16 protein-coding genes are annotated in these 17,852 nt (G+C 37.8%); all 16 read left to right on the plus strand.

All coding sequences use genetic code 11. From position 1 onward, the window contains the following. Window positions 1-15: 15 nt before the first annotated feature. The 16 genes from ftsL to IGL93_RS03785 all read left to right on the plus strand — a co-directional run bounded on the left by ftsL (window position 16) and on the right by IGL93_RS03785 (window position 17,838). Window positions 16-423 (plus strand): cell division protein FtsL, encoded by a 408-nt coding sequence (ftsL, locus tag IGL93_RS03710; protein WP_002385090.1) that lies wholly within the window; start codon window positions 16-18, stop codon window positions 421-423. Next, entirely contained in the window at window positions 423-2,651 is a 2,229-nt protein-coding gene (locus IGL93_RS03715; RefSeq protein ID WP_010775680.1) for a penicillin-binding protein, read from the plus strand. Before ftsL ends, IGL93_RS03715 begins: the two co-directional genes overlap by 1 nt. Window positions 2,652-2,678: 27 nt before the next feature. Next, window positions 2,679-3,644 carry a phospho-N-acetylmuramoyl-pentapeptide-transferase gene (mraY, locus tag IGL93_RS03720; RefSeq protein ID WP_002355894.1) on the plus strand — a complete coding sequence of 322 codons (966 nt, stop codon included), beginning with the start codon at window positions 2,679-2,681 and terminating at the stop codon, window positions 3,642-3,644. Window positions 3,645-3,666: 22 nt separating this feature from the next. Then, a complete protein-coding gene (murD, locus tag IGL93_RS03725) occupies window positions 3,667-5,037 on the plus strand; it encodes a UDP-N-acetylmuramoyl-L-alanine--D-glutamate ligase (protein ID WP_010775681.1) in 1,371 nt (456 codons plus the stop codon). A gap of 4 nt (window positions 5,038-5,041) precedes the next feature. Next, window positions 5,042-6,133: an undecaprenyldiphospho-muramoylpentapeptide beta-N-acetylglucosaminyltransferase gene (gene murG / locus IGL93_RS03730; RefSeq protein ID WP_002355896.1), complete on the plus strand. Its 1,092-nt coding sequence runs from the start codon at window positions 5,042-5,044 to the stop codon at window positions 6,131-6,133. Between the two features lie 8 nt (window positions 6,134-6,141). Continuing rightward, complete coding sequence (locus IGL93_RS03735; protein ID WP_002419338.1) at window positions 6,142-7,266, plus strand: cell division protein FtsQ/DivIB; 1,125 nt, start codon at window positions 6,142-6,144, stop codon at window positions 7,264-7,266. Window positions 7,267-7,439: 173 nt separating this feature from the next. Next, the gene (gene ftsA / locus IGL93_RS03740) at window positions 7,440-8,762 is read left to right on the plus strand and encodes a cell division protein FtsA (RefSeq protein ID WP_002355898.1); all 1,323 of its coding nucleotides are present in this window, start codon (window positions 7,440-7,442) and stop codon (window positions 8,760-8,762) included. 26 nt (window positions 8,763-8,788) lie between these two features. Continuing rightward, complete coding sequence (ftsZ, locus tag IGL93_RS03745; protein ID WP_002355899.1) at window positions 8,789-10,021, plus strand: cell division protein FtsZ; 1,233 nt, start codon at window positions 8,789-8,791, stop codon at window positions 10,019-10,021. 16 nt (window positions 10,022-10,037) lie between these two features. After that, the gene (locus IGL93_RS03750) at window positions 10,038-10,715 is read left to right on the plus strand and encodes a YggS family pyridoxal phosphate-dependent enzyme (RefSeq protein ID WP_002358890.1); all 678 of its coding nucleotides are present in this window, start codon (window positions 10,038-10,040) and stop codon (window positions 10,713-10,715) included. Window positions 10,716-10,728: 13 nt separating this feature from the next. Beyond that, a complete protein-coding gene (locus IGL93_RS03755; protein WP_002355901.1) occupies window positions 10,729-11,373 on the plus strand; it encodes a cell division protein SepF in 645 nt (214 codons plus the stop codon). Between the two features lie 28 nt (window positions 11,374-11,401). Continuing rightward, on the plus strand, window positions 11,402-11,659 hold the full coding sequence (locus IGL93_RS03760) for a YggT family protein (protein ID WP_002355902.1): 258 nt from the start codon (window positions 11,402-11,404) through the stop codon (window positions 11,657-11,659). Between the two features lie 26 nt (window positions 11,660-11,685). Next, window positions 11,686-12,468 (plus strand): RNA-binding protein, encoded by a 783-nt coding sequence (locus tag IGL93_RS03765; protein WP_002355903.1) that lies wholly within the window; start codon window positions 11,686-11,688, stop codon window positions 12,466-12,468. Between the two features lie 151 nt (window positions 12,469-12,619). Beyond that, complete coding sequence (gene divIVA, locus IGL93_RS03770) at window positions 12,620-13,321, plus strand: cell division protein DivIVA (RefSeq protein ID WP_002355904.1); 702 nt, start codon at window positions 12,620-12,622, stop codon at window positions 13,319-13,321. A gap of 310 nt (window positions 13,322-13,631) precedes the next feature. Continuing rightward, window positions 13,632-16,412, plus strand: a complete 2,781-nt coding sequence (gene ileS, locus IGL93_RS03775; RefSeq protein WP_010775682.1) for an isoleucine--tRNA ligase — start codon at window positions 13,632-13,634, stop codon at window positions 16,410-16,412. 318 nt (window positions 16,413-16,730) lie between these two features. Beyond that, the gene (locus tag IGL93_RS03780) at window positions 16,731-17,210 is read left to right on the plus strand and encodes an LMxysn_1693 family intestinal colonization protein (protein WP_025192108.1); all 480 of its coding nucleotides are present in this window, start codon (window positions 16,731-16,733) and stop codon (window positions 17,208-17,210) included. Between the two features lie 217 nt (window positions 17,211-17,427). After that, a complete protein-coding gene (locus tag IGL93_RS03785; RefSeq protein WP_224800302.1) occupies window positions 17,428-17,838 on the plus strand; it encodes a CPBP family intramembrane glutamic endopeptidase in 411 nt (136 codons plus the stop codon). Window positions 17,839-17,852: the final 14 nt, after the last annotated feature.

Raw genomic sequence — 17,852 nt, forward strand, 5'->3', positions numbered from 1 at the left:
GAGAGGGGTAGACACATGGCTGAATTGAAGAAAGTAAATGATTTCCATTATGAAGCACCAGAAATGGATCAGCCAACTGTGGCAACAGAGCAAGACAGAAAAATGCAAGAGGAAACACTACCTGTCCCCGCTCTATTACCCAAAAAGAAACTAAAAAATGTCTCTTTACTAGAAAAATTAATCGGTGTTGTATTAGTTTGTGCAACGATTGGTATTGCAATTGCGACAATTCAAGTAAGAACGACAATTGTCCAAACCATGAACGATATTACAGAAACACAAGCAGTCATTAAAGAAAAGGAAGATAACGCTTTGAAATTGGAACAAGAAAGAAGCGAACTTTCTAAATCAGATCGAATCAAAGATGTCGCTAAAAAACAAGGACTAGAAAATAACGGCGACAATGTTAGGACTGTTAAATAATGAGTAAAAGACATAAATTTAAACAATTCATGAAAAAGAAAAACTTAAATCCGATGAACAATCGTAAAAAAGTAGGCATCATTTTATTCGCTACGAGTATTGGATTGTTCTTTTTATTTGCCTTTAGAACGACATACATTGTGGCAACAGGCAAAGTAGCCGGTGTCTCACTAAAGGAAAAAACAGCTTCTTTATATGAAGGAAGCCAAGTGGTAAAAGCTAAGCGAGGATCAATTTTAGATCGATATGGTAATCCAATCGCAGAAGATGCTACTTCCTATTCGTTATATGTCGTATTATCAAAAAAATATACGGGACAAAATAATGAAAAGCTATATGCGGAGAAAAAAGACTTCGATGATATTGCTGAAATTTTAGCGAAATATACCAAACTAGACAAAAAAACAGCATTGAAATACTTGAATAATGGGATCCATGAAGATGGGTCAACACAATATCAAGTGGAATTTGGTACGGGTGGTCAAAACATCACCTTGGAAACACGCCAAAAAATTGAAGCAGATTTGAAAAAGAGAAAAATCTCAGGTGTTTATTTCAATGAACATCCAGCCAGATTATATCCCAATGGGCAGTTTGCTTCTCACTTTATTGGCTATACAAAAGCAGCCAATCCAGATGATGATAAAGAAGGCTTAGTAGGCGCGATGGGACTAGAACAGGCCTATAATGATATTTTAAGTGGAACCGATGGCCGTGTGTATTTTGAAAAAGATATTTATGGTAATGCTTTACCAGGAACTGTGGCGGAAGAGAAAAAGGCAGTGGATGGTCAAGATATTTACACAACGCTGGATAGTCGCTTGCAAAATACCTTAGAGGATTTAATGACACAAGTTAATGAAAAATATGAACCAGTTTCCATGACTGCTATGTTAATGGAAGCAAAAACAGGCGAAATTGTTGCCATGTCTCAACGGCCAACATTTAATCCTGAAACGAAACAAGGGTTAGACGATAATGGCACGTGGCAGAACCTATTGGTCGAAAGTCCGTATGAACCTGGTTCAACGCTTAAATTATTTACGTCGGCGGCGGCTATCGAGCAAGGGGTCTTTAATCCAAATGAATCATTTAACCGCGTAGGTGGTATCATTGTTGGCGACAAGCCAATTAACGATCATGATGTTGGTAATTTAAAAGACAAAACATCTTTAACTTATCGTCAAGCTATTTCTTGGTCTAGTAATATCGGAATGGTGAACTTGGAACAACGAATGGGTGGCGACAAGTGGGTCGAATATTTGAAAAAATTTGGGTTTGGTTCAAGTACACATTCAGGTTTAACTTCAGAACACACTGGAAAACTTCCAGATAATAATATTGTGGCTCAGGCCAATTCAGCTTTTGGTCAAGGGATTACGGTTACTAATTTCCAAATGATGAAAGGTTTCTCAGCTATTGCAAATGACGGTTCAATGTTGCAACCTCATTACATCAGCAAAATTGTTGACAAAAATACAGGAAAAGAAACAATTACGGAACCACAAATTGTAGGGACCCCAATCAAAGCGCAAACAGCTCAACAGATTCGTACGTACATGATTGATACCGTTGAAGACCCAACTTATGGGATTGCGTATGATGTTTATAAAGTACCAGGCTATCATGTTGCTGCCAAAACAGGGACTGCCCAGATTTCAGATGGTAAAGGATATATTGATGGAGCAAGTCAAGTCTTGTCTTCTGTAGTGGAAATGGTCCCAGCGGATAATCCTGAATATGTTTTGTATATTACACTTAGACAAGCAAAAACAGGTTCGCCTTCAGAAGCAATGGCGGCAATTGCAAACCCATTAATGAAATTAGCGTTAGACATTAAAGAGACAGATCCGGAAACAACGAAAGTAGCTTCTGATAAAGTCACAGTTGCTGATTATAAAAACATGACGCCAGCGGAAGCGTTGGCCAATGCCAAAGTGAACGGGGTGGATCCTGTGATTATCGGTGATGGTGAAAAAATCAAGAAACAATCAACGCCGTCTGGTCAAACATTAATGCCTAATCAGAAATTGATTTTGATCACAAATGGAACGAACTATATGCCTGATTTAACCGGCTGGTCGAAGAGCGATGTTACCAAGTTTGGTGATTTATTAGGTTTGACTGTCGAGTTTAAAGGTGAAGGCTATGTGACGAAACAAAGTATCGCTGCTGAAACTGAAATTACGGAGAAAAAATTAACCGTGACTTTAGAAGGCACAGAATAATAACGTAGAATAATTAGGAGAGATAACATGGAGTGGACACAGATTTTTATTCCCATAGTGGTGAGTTTTGCCATTACAGTGAGCGTAATGCCACTATTCATTGGCTATTTTCAAATGAAAAAACAAGGGCAGGTTACTCGTGAAGATGGCCCAACTTGGCATAGCGTGAAAACAGGTACCCCTACAATGGGTGGAGTCGTTTTCCTTGTAGCCAGCTTGATTACTTCGCTAGCAATGGGGTTATTTTTCCACCAATTTACGCCGTCTCTACTAATTATTCTATTTATTTTAGTGTTATACGGTTTGCTAGGTTATTTGGATGATTTCATTAAAGTCTTTAAAAAACGGAACATGGGCTTGAATTCTCGTCAAAAATTAATTGGTCAAATTTTTGGTGGGTTGGTTTTCTACTTTGTTTATCGAAGTGAAGGCTTTTCAGACACCTTAGATTTGTTTGGAGTAGCAGAAGTTCCGTTAGGTATTTTTTATGGCGTGTTTATTATTTTTTGGTTAGTCGGTTTTTCTAATGCCGTGAATTTGACAGATGGGATTGATGGCTTAGTTGCTGGTTTAGGAACAATTTCATTTGGTACTTATGCAATTATTGCCTGGAAACAACAACAATTTGATGTTGTGATTATCTGCCTAAGTGTGATTGGTGGGCTGATTGGCTTTTTCCCTTATAATAGAAAACCAGCAAAAATCTTCATGGGTGATGTTGGTTCATTAGCATTAGGTGGATTGTTAGCAGCAATTTCAATTATTTTGCATCAAGAATGGACGCTACTTTTAATTGGACTTGTCTACGTTTGTGAAACAGCAAGTGTTATTTTACAAGTTGCTTCATTTAAATTATTTGGTCGACGGATTTTTAAAATGTCACCAATTCATCACCATTTTGAAATGTGTGGTTGGTCTGAATGGAAAATTGATTTTGTCTTTTGGTCTGTCGGTTTAATCTGTTCAGGAATCACATTATGGATTCTTTTCTAATCTATCAAAGGGGAAATTGACAATGAAAAAAATAACAACCTATCAAAACAAAAAAGTGTTGGTTTTAGGACTAGCTAAAAGTGGTGTCAGCGCAGCGAAACTCTTACATGAGTTAGGTGCGCTCGTTACCGTTAATGACGCAAAACAATTTGATCAAAACCCTGACGCCCAAGATTTATTAACCTTGGGTATTCGTGTTGTTACAGGAGGGCATCCAATTGAATTGTTGGATGAAGAATTTGAACTAATCGTTAAAAATCCTGGTATTCCTTACACAAACCCACTTGTGGCAGAAGCGCTAACTCGGAAAATTTCTATCATAACTGAGGTGGAATTAGCAGGTCAAATTGCCGAATGTCCAATTGTCGGCATTACGGGCACCAATGGTAAAACAACCACGACCACGATGATTGGTTTACTGCTAAACGCTGACAGAACGGCTGGTGAGGCGCGTTTGGCGGGAAATATTGGTTTTCCAGCGAGTACGGTGGCTCAAGAAGCAACGGCCAAGGATGATCTTGTGATGGAACTTTCTAGTTTTCAGTTAATGGGAATTGAGACGTTTCACCCACAAATTGCAGTAATTACAAATATTTTTGAAGCACACTTGGATTATCATGGTTCGCGGAAAGAATATGTTGCTGCAAAATGGGCCATTCAAAAAAACATGACCGCAGATGACACCTTGATTTTAAATTGGAATCAAGTAGAGCTTCAAACGTTAGCCAAAACCACAGCTGCCAACGTATTGCCTTTTTCAACGAAAGAAGCAGTAGAAGGGGCTTATCTTTTAGATGGGAAATTATATTTTAATGAAGAATATATTATGCCCGCCGATGAGCTAGGGATTCCTGGCAGTCACAATATTGAAAATGCACTCGCAGCGATTTGTGTAGCTAAATTAAAAAATGTATCGAATGTTCAGATTAGACAAACTTTGACAAACTTTTCGGGCGTTCCCCATCGAACGCAATTTGTTGGCGAAGTTCAGCAAAGACGTTTTTATAACGATTCAAAAGCAACCAATATTTTAGCTACAGAGATGGCGTTAAGTGGGTTTGACAACCAAAAGCTACTTTTACTTGCGGGTGGCTTGGATCGCGGTAACTCATTTGATGAATTGGTTCCTGCTCTGCTGGGACTCAAAGCAATTGTTTTATTTGGAGAAACCAAAGAAAAATTGGCGGAAGCTGCTAAAAAAGCGAACATTGAAACAATTTTATTTGCTGAAAATGTTCAAACGGCGGTTACCATTGCCTTTGATTATTCGGAAAAAGATGATACTATTTTACTATCACCTGCTTGCGCAAGTTGGGACCAATACCCGAATTTTGAAGTACGCGGGGAAGCCTTTATGCAAGCTGTTCAACAATTAAAAGAAAGTGAAATGTGAGAAAATGAAGATACTAGTAACTGGTGGTGGCACAGGTGGGCATATCTATCCTGCGTTATCCTTCGTCGAACACGTCAAAAAAGAAGCACCTGCAACAGAATTCTTGTATGTGGGAACAGAAAATGGTCTAGAAAGTCAAATTGTGCCAAAGGCGAAAATTCCATTTAAAACGATTAAAATTCAAGGATTTAAGCGTTCGCTGAGTCCTCAAAATTTTAAAACAATTTATTTATTTTTAACAAGCATTAATAAAGCAAAAAAAATTATTCGTGAATTTCAACCAGATGTGGTCATTGGTACAGGCGGTTATGTTTCTGGTGCAGTAGTTTATGCGGCCCACCAATTAAAAATACCGACAATTATTCATGAACAAAATAGTATCCCTGGAATGACAAATAAATTTTTAAGTCGTTATGTGGATAAAATTGCGATTTGTTTTCCAGATGTCGCTAGTTTTTTCCCGAAAGAAAAAACAATTTTAACAGGGAACCCGCGGGGACAAGAAGTCGTAACGGTGGAAAAGTCAGCTATTTTATCAGAGTTTGGCTTGGATCCAGCAAAGAAAACGGTGGTTTTATTTGGCGGAAGTCGTGGCGCCTTGAAAATCAATCAAGCGTTTGAACAGGCCTTTCCTTTGTTTGAAGAGAGAGAGTATCAAGTTTTATACGCTTCAGGAGAAAGATATTATCAGGAACTTCAAGAAAGTCTAAAGCTTTCTGAAAAGAAATTGACAAACATAAGTGTGCAACCGTATATTGATAAAATGGTTGAAGTGATGGCTAATACCGATTTAATGGTGGGACGTGCAGGAGCAACCTCAATTGCGGAGTTCACCGCATTAGGATTACCAGCAATTTTAATTCCGAGTCCTTACGTCACGAATGATCATCAAACGAAAAACGCGCAAAGCTTAGTAAAAGTTGGTGCTGTTGAAATGATTCCAGATGCAGAATTGACCGGCGCTCGTTTAGTTGCGGCAATTGATGATATTTTATTAAACAATGAAAAAAGACAACAGATGGCAACGGCGTCCAAAGGGGAAGGCATCCCAGATGCAAGTGATCGTTTGTATCAAGTTGTGAAAACGTTAGTCTGAGATAGGAGGTGTGGAAGATTAGTAACGAGAACGATATATTCAAAAAAAGGAAACCATTACCTCCAAAAAAATCGGAAGAGTCTCAACCTGAACTGACACCTTGGCAAAAACAAAACCAAGAATATTTGAAGAAGCAAGCGGAAGAAGCTGCTTCAAAAGGTGAAAACGAACAAGCAGAAGTCACCATCACTTTACAAGAACAAAGTCAAGAAGAGCCTCAACAACATCTTCCACAAGAAACAGTGGAAGAAGAGGAGCATTTTGCAGATCGTTTACCGAACGTTAAGAAAACACGGAACAAGCGCTTATATAGGCGTTTAGCCTTTATTTTAACTTGTTTAGGGACAGCCATTTTAGTGGCATTGTATTTTGTTTCGCCTCTTAGTCGATTGAGTGAAGTAACAGTTTCAGGCAACAAAAGTGTGGAGAGTCAAGCGATTATTCAGCAGTCAAAACTTGAAACGGGCAGTGGCTTATGGGAGCAGTATTCAAATAGAAATTATTTTTCTGCAAATATTCAGAAAAAGTTTCCAATTATAAAAAAGGCGAACATTAAGTTAAATGGTATTAATTCATTTAAAATTGATATTCAAGAGTATCAAATTGTCGCTCTTGCTGCGACTAAAGGCGGCTATCATCCGATTTTAGAGAATGGTAAAACTTTGGCGGAAACCACCAAAGCTGCTGAAAGTGGCAAACCAATTTTTGAGAATTTCAAAGAGGATAAATTAATCCCTGAATTAATGGCCTCTTACAACAAATTACCTCAAGAAATTAAACAAGGAATTTCAGAAATTAAATATGCACCATCCAAAACCAATAAAGACTTGATTAATGTCTATATGAATGATGGAAACCGAGTGATTGTTAATATTTCTGATTTAAGTGAAAAAATGGCTTATTATTCACAAGTAGCCGAGCAAATGGACAAACCTGGAATCGTTGATATGGAAGTCGGCATTTTTTCTTATCCGTATGAAAAAGAAAGTGAAGAAACGGGCAGTGAAGTTTCCGAAGATTCAGCGGTTGAAAATCAAGAAGTTGCGGACCCAAATGCAGGCGTAGCAACGGATGAAGCGAATAACGGTACGCCGACAAATGGAGAAAATCAAGAAGTGCAACAAGCAGAATAAGTTTTTTACAAAAATGTTTCAAAAATTAACGAACAAATTCGTATAATCTGCTTTCTAAAACCCCCATTTTTATGGTAAAATTGGAAGAAGTGAATAATACTAAAAAAGAGATAGTTAAACGGACGCCTTTGTCCGCTTAGATATTGGAATTAATAGGAGGAGGAATTCCGTTCATGGCAAAAACAGGAATGTATGTAGGCCTCGATATTGGTACAACTTCTGTCAAAGTAGTTGTCGCTGAATATATTGAAGGTCAAATGAACATCATCGGCGTTGGAAATGCAAAATCAGACGGTTTGAATCGAGGGATTGTCGTCGATATTGATCAAACAGTTCAAGCAATCCAACGGGCCGTTCGACAAGCCGAAGAAAAAGCCGGCATTCAAATTAAAAGCGTAAATGTTGGATTACCAGCGAATTTATTAGAAGTAGAAAGCTGTCAAGGAATGATAGCTGTTAGCAGTGAATCAAAAGAAATTACAGATGAGGATGTGCGCAACGTCGCATCTGCAGCTTTGGTTCGTTCAACTCCTCCTGAACGTCAAATTGTTGCAATCTTACCGCAAGACTTTACCGTCGACGGCTTTGAAGGCATCAAAGACCCACGTGGAATGCTTGGCGTTCGCATGGAGATGTTTGGCGTTGTCTATACTGGACCAAAAACAATCATCCATAACATCCGTAAATGTGTTGAAAAAGCTGGCTTAGGAATTAACGAATTAGTGATTACACCGCTTGCTTTAACGGAAACAATTTTAACAGATGGCGAAAAAGACTTTGGAACAATTGTCATTGATATGGGTGGCGGTCAAACAACGACATCTGTTATCCACGACAAACAATTGAAATTTACTCATGTTAACCAAGAAGGCGGCGAGTTCATCACGAAAGATATCTCAATCGTATTGAATACTTCTTTTAACAACGCCGAAGCCTTAAAAATTAATTATGGGGATGCTTATCCAGAAAGAACTTCAGCAAACGAAGAGTTTCCTGTTGATGTTATCGGTAAGTCAGAGCCTGTAAGAGTGGACGAACGTTACCTTTCAGAAATTATTGAAGCGCGTGTGGAACAAATTTTGAGAAAATCAAAAGAAGTTCTGGATGAAATTGATGCGTTTGAATTACCTGGAGGCGTTGTATTAACTGGTGGCGCCGCTAGTATGCCAGGTATTGTCGATTTGGCGCAAGAGATTTTTGAAGCCAACGTAAAACTATACGTACCAAATCACATGGGCTTACGTAACCCAGTCTTTGCTAATGTCATTAGCATTGTGGAATATTCAGCGCAACTAAACGATATTTATCACATTGCCAAATATGCAATCCCTGGTGAAAAATCGAAACCAGCACAATCAGTCGCTGTCCAACAAGAAGTTCGCTATGACACATATGCTGAACAGCCTCAAGAAGAATACGAAGAATTCAACGAACGTGAGTCTGGTGAAAAAGTGACAGGCAAAATCAAAGACTTCTTCTCGAACATTTTCGACTAATCACATAAACAGGAGGATACGATATCATGGAATTTTCATTAGACAATAACATTAACAACGGTGCAGTCATTAAAGTTATCGGTGTAGGTGGCGGCGGCGGAAACGCTGTAAACCGTATGATCGAAGAAAACGTTAAAGGCGTGGAATTTATCACAGCCAATACAGACGTTCAAGCATTAAAACATTCAAAAGCAGAAACAGTGATTCAATTAGGCCCTAAATACACTCGTGGTTTAGGTGCTGGTTCACAACCTGAAGTTGGCCAAAAAGCTGCAGAAGAAAGTGAACAAGTGATTTCAGAATCATTACAAGGCGCGGATATGATTTTCATTACTGCTGGTATGGGTGGCGGAACTGGTACAGGTGCTGCCCCAGTAGTTGCAAAAATCGCTAAAGAATTAGGCGCTTTAACAGTTGGTGTAGTAACTCGTCCATTTAGTTTTGAAGGTCCAAAACGTGGTCGTTTTGCCGCTGAAGGAATTGCCTTATTAAAAGAAAACGTTGATACACTATTAATTATCTCAAACAACCGCTTATTAGAAGTCGTTGACAAGAAAACGCCAATGCTTGAAGCATTTAGAGAAGCTGATAATGTATTACGTCAAGGTGTTCAAGGGATTTCAGATTTAATCACTGCACCAGGTTACGTAAACTTGGACTTTGCTGACGTGAAAACAGTGATGGAAAACCAAGGAACAGCTTTAATGGGGATTGGTGTAGCGAGCGGCGAAGAACGCGTAATTGAAGCAACGAAAAAAGCTATTTCTTCACCATTGTTAGAAACATCAATCGATGGTGCGGAACAAGTCTTATTAAACATTACTGGTGGCTTAGATATGACCTTGTTTGAAGCGCAAGATGCTTCAGATATCGTTACAAATGCTGCTTCAGGTGATGTGAACATCATCCTAGGTACATCAATCAATGAAGATTTAGGCGACGAAATTCGTGTAACAGTAATCGCTACAGGTATTGATGAATCAAAAAAGGATAGAAAACCGCACCGTCAAACAAGACAAGCGGTTCAACCAATGCAACAAACAACTCAATCTGTGGAAATGGATCAACCAAAATCACAAGAAGAAGCAAGTGCTTTTGGCGATTGGGATATTCGCAGAGAACAAAATACACGTCCAAAAGTTGATGAATCTTCATTAGAACAAGTAGACAAAAAAGAATTTGACACATTCCACCGTGAAGAACCAAATCACAATGATGACGAATTAAGTACGCCACCATTTTTCCGCAGAAAACGATAAGGAGCATCGATTAGAAATGATAGCTGAAAACTTAACAAATATTAATAATCAACTTCAGCTAGCATGCAAAAGCTCACAGCGCTCTGTTGCTGATGTGACAATGATTGGCGTCACTAAATCAGTAGGAATTGAGGAAGCAGCAGAGCTTGTTCAGCTTGGTGTCCAGAATTTAGCTGAAAACCGAGTAGATAAGTTACTAGAAAAGAAAGCTGGATTGGAAAAATTTAATGATATTCAGTGGCATTTAATTGGTAATTTACAACGTAGGAAGGTAAAATTAATTATTAATGAGATAGATTATTTTCATGCATTAGATAGTCTGAGTCTAGCCAAAGAAATTCAAAAAAGAGCAACGAAAGTTATTCGTTGTTTTGTTGAAGTGAATATAACTGGGGAAGAAAGCAAGCACGGCTTTCGTAAAGAAGACGTCTTACCTTTCATTCAAGAACTTGCTGATTTGGACAAAATTCAAATCGTCGGTCTAATGACTATGGCACCTTTTGGGGCAAGTGAAGAAGTATTACATGCAACATTTAGAGAATTAAAAGAGCTGCAAATGACCGTAAATGAGAAACATTTATCTTTTGCTCCTTGTACAGAACTTAGCATGGGAATGAGTAACGATTTCCCAATCGCAGTTGAAGAAGGTGCAACTTTTATACGAATCGGAACAGCGTTATTCAGAGATGCGTAAAGGAGAGGAATTTATGTCAATTTTTAACAAGGATGCGTTATCGAGCTTTTTTGGCTTATCTGGCGAAGAAGATGATTATTATGATAACTACGAAGAATATGAAGAGCGCAAAGCAGTTAATGAACCACCGCGTCGTGCAGCTCGGCCTAAACCACAACGCCCTGTTCAACAACAGGAAAGTTACAGTCAGCCAGCTTATACACAACAAAGTGAGCCTGTAGTTGAAAAACCTTCTGCACGCTATCGTTCTGCTGAAGCGCATCAAGAAAGAGACACACAACAAGCTGCTTACACAGAGAAAAAAGTGGTTTCTATGCGTAGTTCTAATCAATCAGCGACTACGAATACAAGACGAGCACAAGAAAGCACCGCCAATGCAAAAACACATAAAATTACTATTATTGAACCACGTGTGTATTCAGAAGCAATGAGCATTGCGAAACATTTATTTGCTGAAGAAGCTGTGCTAGTTAATTTTACATTAGTAGAAGAAGACCAAGCACGACGCATCGTTGATTTCTTAACTGGTACTGTGTATGCTTTAGACGGAGATATTCAGCGCGTTGGCAATGAAATCTTCTTATGCACACCAGCGAATATGGAAATTGATAGTGCGACAGCACAATCTTTAGCCAACAAACAATTCTTTGATTTCTAAGCCTTAGGGAGGTGTTATTATCGCAACACTGATTACTCTATTATACAAAGGCGTTCAAATCTATTCAGGATTACTAGTGATTTACGCGCTACTTTCATGGTTTCCAGGAGCATATGATTCTGCTTTCGGGCGTTTGCTCTCTAGAATTTGTGAACCATACTTAAGTTTGTTTGACCGTTTGAATTTAAGGATTGGAATGGTTGGATTTAACGTAATGGTAGGGATTATTGTCCTTAACCTAGCAGCGGGTGGCTTAGCAGTCATTTTACGAGCTATTGTTTATTAATAACTTTTAGAAAGGATGATTTATCTATGAACGCAAATGTGTATCAACATTTCCGCAAAGATGAACATCCTTTTATTGACACTGTCGGGGATTGGCTAGAGCAAGTGGAGATGCAATACGCGCCTTATTTGACAGACTTTCTTGATCCTAGACAGGCGTATATTTTGGAAACGTTGATTCGACAAAACAGTGATTTATCGTTTACTTTTTATGGTGGTTATGAGCAAGCAGAACGAAAACGCTGCTTGATTTATCCAGCGTATTACATACCAGAAGAGACAGATTTTGGTGTTGTATTATTTGAAATTATTTATCCATCTAAATTTGCGACATTATCTCATGGGAAAATTTTAGGCACCTTGATGAATGTTGGGGTTCGTAGGGAAGCCTTTGGAGATATTATTTCCGATGGTGATAAGTGGCAGGTTTTTATAGCACAAGAAGTAGCTGGCTTCGTTGTTAACCAAGTCGACAAAATTGGTAAAATTACTGTTCGCTTAGAAGAACGGGATTATACACAAATTTTGATACCGAAGGATGGTTGGCAAGAAGAGCGAACGACTATGAGCTCTTTGCGGCTGGATAGTGTGATTTCCGCCGTATTTAATATTTCAAGGCAACGATCAAAACAATTGATCGAATCTGGTAAAGTAAAAGTCAATTGGACAGAAACGACACGACCAGATTTTGCTTTAGACTTATTAGATATTGTTTCGATACGAGGATTTGGGCGCCTTCAGATTCAAGAATTAGAAGGAAAAACAAAGAAAGAAAAATTTCGTGTCCTCTTAGGGGTATTGAGAAAATAATCTCGAACTTTTGTTTAAGAAAACCATTTTGGCTGTTCATTCAGACGAAGTTGTGTATAATAAAAAAAGTAAGATATTTGCTATTTCAGGATTAGTATGAGAATGTGTTCATAAGGGGTTTTACAAAAATAATCCAAAGAGGTGAAGGAATATGGCATTAACTCCATTAGATATTCAAAACAAAGACTTCTCAACAAAAATGAGAGGCTATAACCAAGACGATGTAGATGACTTTTTAGATCAAGTCACACGTGATTATGAAGATGCATTACAAAAAAATCGTGAACTTGAGAAATCATTAAAACACGCAGAAGAAAAATTACAATACTTCAATGAATTGAAAGATGCATTGAACCAATCAATTATTGTTGCACAAGATACCGCTGATAAAGTGAAATCAAGTGCCAATAAAGAATCAGAAATGATTATCACTTCGGCAGATAACCAAGCCAAAGAAACCTTGGTAGAAGCTGAACGTAAATCAAATGCAATGATTGCAGATGCTGAAGCGAAATCAACACAAATCTTAGCAGAAGCAATTGAACGTGCCCGTCAATTAGCTGGGGAAACAGAAGACTTGAAGAAGAAAACACGTGTCTTCCATCAACGCTTAAGCTTAATGCTTGAAACTCAATTAGAGCAAGTGAAGAGTGAAGAGTGGGAAGAGATTTTAAAGCCTTTTTCTAGTTATGTCGGAGACAAACATACAGCAGTTAAGGAAATTCTTGATGAACAAGACCTTGACAACGAAAATGAAACTGTTGTAAACTCTGAAGAGAACACAGATGCTGTAGTAGAAAAAAAGCCTGTAATTGAAGTCACTGAAGAAACAATTGAAGAAGAATCAAAATAGATAGAACAGAACGTTTAATGTTTATTCTTAGCAGCGAGTCAATGATAGTGAAAGTTTGACAGACACTGGCATTAAACAGATCCTCTATCCTAGATGCAGTTCTGAACACTTGAGTAGGAACTGCCGGATAATTACCGTTATCAATTTCAGAGAAAGTAGGGGCAACTCTACTTTGAATTTGGGTGGTAACACGAGTACTTCGTCCCTTGGGATGGAGTACTCTTTTTTTATCTACTTTTATCAGCTATCGTTCATCTTTAGTATGAACTAACACAATTAAATCGATAAAATGAAAGCGAGGCAAATGCATATGAAAATGAAAGAAACATTGCAATTAGGAAAAACAGCTTTTCCAATGCGTGGGAACTTGCCAAACCGTGAAGCAGAATGGCAAAAAGACTGGGAAGAAAAAGGCTTATATGAACAACGTCAAAAATTAAACGAAGGAAAACCAACCTTTGTTTTACATGATGGCCCTCCGTATGCAAACGGAAATATTCATTTAGGACATTCTTTGAATAAAATCAGTAAAGATATTATTATTCGTTCAAAATCAATGTCTGGTTTCCGTTCTCCTTATGTGCCTGGTTGGGATACCCATGGTTTACCAATTGAGCAAGTGTTAACCAATAAAGGGGTTAAACGTAAAGAAATGACTGTCGCTGAGTATCGCGAAAAATGTAAAGAGTATGCCTTATCACAAGTTGATAAACAACGTAACGATTTTAAACGTTTAGGTGTGTCAGGCGATTGGGAACATCCATACATTACGTTAGATCCAGAGTATGAAGCAGCAGAAATTCGTGTTTTTGGTAAGATGGCAGAAAAAGGCTATATTTATAAAGGCTTAAAACCAATTTATTGGTCTCCTTCAAGTGAATCTTCTTTAGCAGAAGCAGAAATTGAATACAAAGATGTAAAATCACCTTCTATTTACGTAGCTTTTAATGTGGCCGATGGTAAAGGTCTTTTAGATAACGAGACAGCCTTCGTCATCTGGACGACAACCCCTTGGACATTACCAGCCAACTTAGGTATTTCAGTTAATCCTGATTTTACGTATGTTGAAGTGAAGGCAGACGGTCGTAAATTTGTAATTGCTAAAGATTTATTAGCAACAGTTAAAGAAGCGGTTGGTTGGGAAGAAGTAGAAGTCTTGCGAGAATTTTCTGGTGAAAAATTAGATCGTATGACAGCTCAACATCCATTCTATGATCGAACATCACTTGTTATGCTAGGCGACCATGTGACGCTAGATGCCGGGACTGGCTTAGTTCATACCGCACCAGGACATGGTGAAGATGACTATATTGTTAGCCGTAAATATGATTTACCTGTTATTTCTCCTGTTGACAGCCGTGGGGTCTTTACAGATGAAGCACCTGGTTTTGAAGGAATTTTCTATGACAAAGCGAATCCAATGATTACTGAGTTATTAGAAGAAAAAGGCGCGTTATTAAAATTAGATTTCTTTACGCATAGTTATCCACATGACTGGCGTACCAAAAAACCAGTTATTTACCGTGCAACGCCACAATGGTTTGCTTCAATCTCTAAATTCCGTCAAGATATTTTAGATGAAGTTGAGAAAGTTGACTGGCTAATTCCTTGGGGAAAAACACGTTTGTATAATATGATTCGTGACCGTGGTGATTGGGTAATTTCTCGCCAAAGAGCGTGGGGTGTACCATTACCGATCTTCTATGCTGAAAATGGGGAAGCCATCATTACGCCAGAAACAATTGAACATGTAGCGAATTTATTTGCAGAACATGGATCAAATATCTGGTTTATGCGTGAAGCAAAAGAGTTACTACCAGCAGGCTTTACACATCCAGGTTCACCAAAAGGCGAGTTTACTAAAGAAACAGATATCATGGACGTTTGGTTTGACTCAGGTTCTTCACATGAAGGGGTTTTACGAGAAAGAGAAGAGTTAACTTTCCCAGCAGATATGTATTTAGAAGGTTCTGACCAATATCGTGGTTGGTTTAACTCAAGTATTACAACAAGTGTTGCTATCAATGGGGTAGCGCCTTATAAATCAATCATTTCTCAAGGGATGGTTCTCGATGGCGAAGGCCGTAAGATGAGTAAATCGTTAGGCAATACTATCTTACCTGAAAAAGTTATCAACCAAATGGGTGCAGATATCTTACGCTTGTGGGTAAGTAGTGTTGACGCGGAAGCCGATGTGCGTGTCTCAATGGATATCTTAAACCAAGTATCTGAAGTGTACCGGAAAATCCGTAATACTATGCGTTTCTTGCTAGCGAATACGAGTGATTTTAATCCAGCTGAGCATACTGTAGCTTATGCTGATTTACGTTCTGTAGATAAATACATGACGGTTCGTTTAAATCAAGTCATTCAAGAAATCCGTGAAAATGGTTATGAAAAATATAATTTCATGCATATTTATCGGACAGTTATGAACTTCTTAACTGTGGATCTATCTTCTTTCTATTTAGACTTTGCGAAAGATGTCGTTTATATTGAAGCAGAAAATGATTATCAACGTCGTTGTATGCAGACTGTTTTCTACCAAACATTGGTTTCATTAACAAAACTATTGACACCAATTATTCCACATACAGCGGAAGAAATTTGGAGTTTCTTACAAGAAGAAGAAGAGTATGTGCAATTAGCTGAATTCCCAGGTTACGAAACGTTTACTAATGAAGAAGAATTGATGGATACATGGGCAGCCTTTATGGATTTCCGTGACAATGTCTTAAAAGCGTTGGAAGAAGCTCGTCATTCTAAATTAATCGGTAAATCGTTAGAAGCCAAAGTGACCGTTTATCCAAATGAACAAATTCGTCAATTAATGACAGCTGTTGATGCAGATATTGCTCAATTACTAATTGTTTCCGACTTTGAAGTATCAAAAGAAGTAGCACCTAGTGAAGCTGTTCAATTTGAAGACATGGCTATTTTAGTTGAAAAAGCAGAAGGCGAAACGTGTGACCGTTGTCGTTCCGTTCGTCAAGATGTCGGCTCAGATGAAAAATTACCAACACTTTGTGGCCGTTGTGCACACATTGTTGAAGAAAATTATCCAGAAGCGGTTGCTGAAGGATTCGAATAAACAAGGAAAAAAGAGTGGTACATGTTATGTAGTGACCCCAAAAAGTTAGACTTTTTATGAGGTCGGGACAGAAGTGTTTAACTCCGAAAAATAAGAAGAAACTTCCGAAAATTGTTCTTTAATTTTTGGAGAATTTCGGCTTATTTCCGAAGGAGTTGCTTCTGTTCCCGCCGTTTATAAGTTTTTGAGCGTGGAGCAAAAATCCAAAGTGATTTTTGTCCCACGTTCATTTTTTATGCAGTTTTAAAATCAGAATATTCTAAATATTCTTGACAATATTTCGCTTCTAAATTATAATTAGGTAACCTAAAAAGGAGTGTGATTATTTTGAAAAAATTAGTTTTTGGGATTGTTATGTTTGGTTTTGTTGGAGTATTGTCGAGTCAAAATGTACATGCAGCGGAGGAATCTATTAATAGTGATGGAAATGTTCAAGTAAATTCTGAATTTGAGATAGAAGATGATGAGTATTATTATGTTTTTGACAGCGGGAATGAAGTACCCTCGTTAGCCAGAACATGGTCTCAAGCAACAAGTTGGAGTATTGTAAGAGGTACTAGAACTTATCTTGGCACTGAAACTCATAAACGGGGAATAACGCTTAGTGCAACTGTTCCTGTAGGTCCTGTGAGTGTTAAAGCAGAAGCTACTTATTCGGCTAGTGGCAAGTTTAGAAAATATAGACAATATGCAAGAATTACAGTGAGGTATAATGTTTATAGAAAGGTCGATAATCGATATGTAGCCACTAGAACAGCAGTAGCTAATACATCTTACATTTCATATGTAGCTATTTAATTTAACTATGCAACTAAAATATAAAAAAATCAGTTATCTTTTTTTCTTCAGTTATTTTAGTTTTATTCTACCAAGATTAGGGACTCCATTCTTTTACTTAGTAGATAATCAATACCAAGTATATCAAAGTTGTGTTTACTTGTTGGTAGCTGGATTCTTTTTTTATAGAGAACTCTTAAATCAGCTACGACTAATTAATAAAAAAAGATTGTTTTGTTTGATTATTGTTTACCTAATTGGTGAGGGCATGATTTATCTTGGCTTAAATAGTACATTGAATCATTCATTATCCAAAATCTGTTTTGATGAATGGATTCCTTCGTTTTCTAGGGCTTTTGAAGTACTTATCTTTGCACCAATCATAGAAGAACTAGTCTATAGATATTGTTTGATTCCGCCAAAAAAAGGTTTTCTTAAGTATCTTATGATTGTCATCAGTAGTTTTGTCTTTGCATATATGCATGCAGAAGTCAATGGAATCGATGGTCAACTTATTTTGTTATTACCTTATTTTAGTGCAGGGATTTTATATGGTGTCTTATATGGCTATTATCAAAATATTTGGTATTCCATTAGTGCTCATTTTACTTGGAATCTAATGGTTATATTGCTCACTTATTTACACTAAAAAAAGATCCGCTA

The sequence above is a fragment of the Enterococcus sp. DIV1328a genome (assembly GCF_050536905.1).
Lineage (GTDB): Bacteria > Bacillota > Bacilli > Lactobacillales > Enterococcaceae > Enterococcus > Enterococcus faecalis.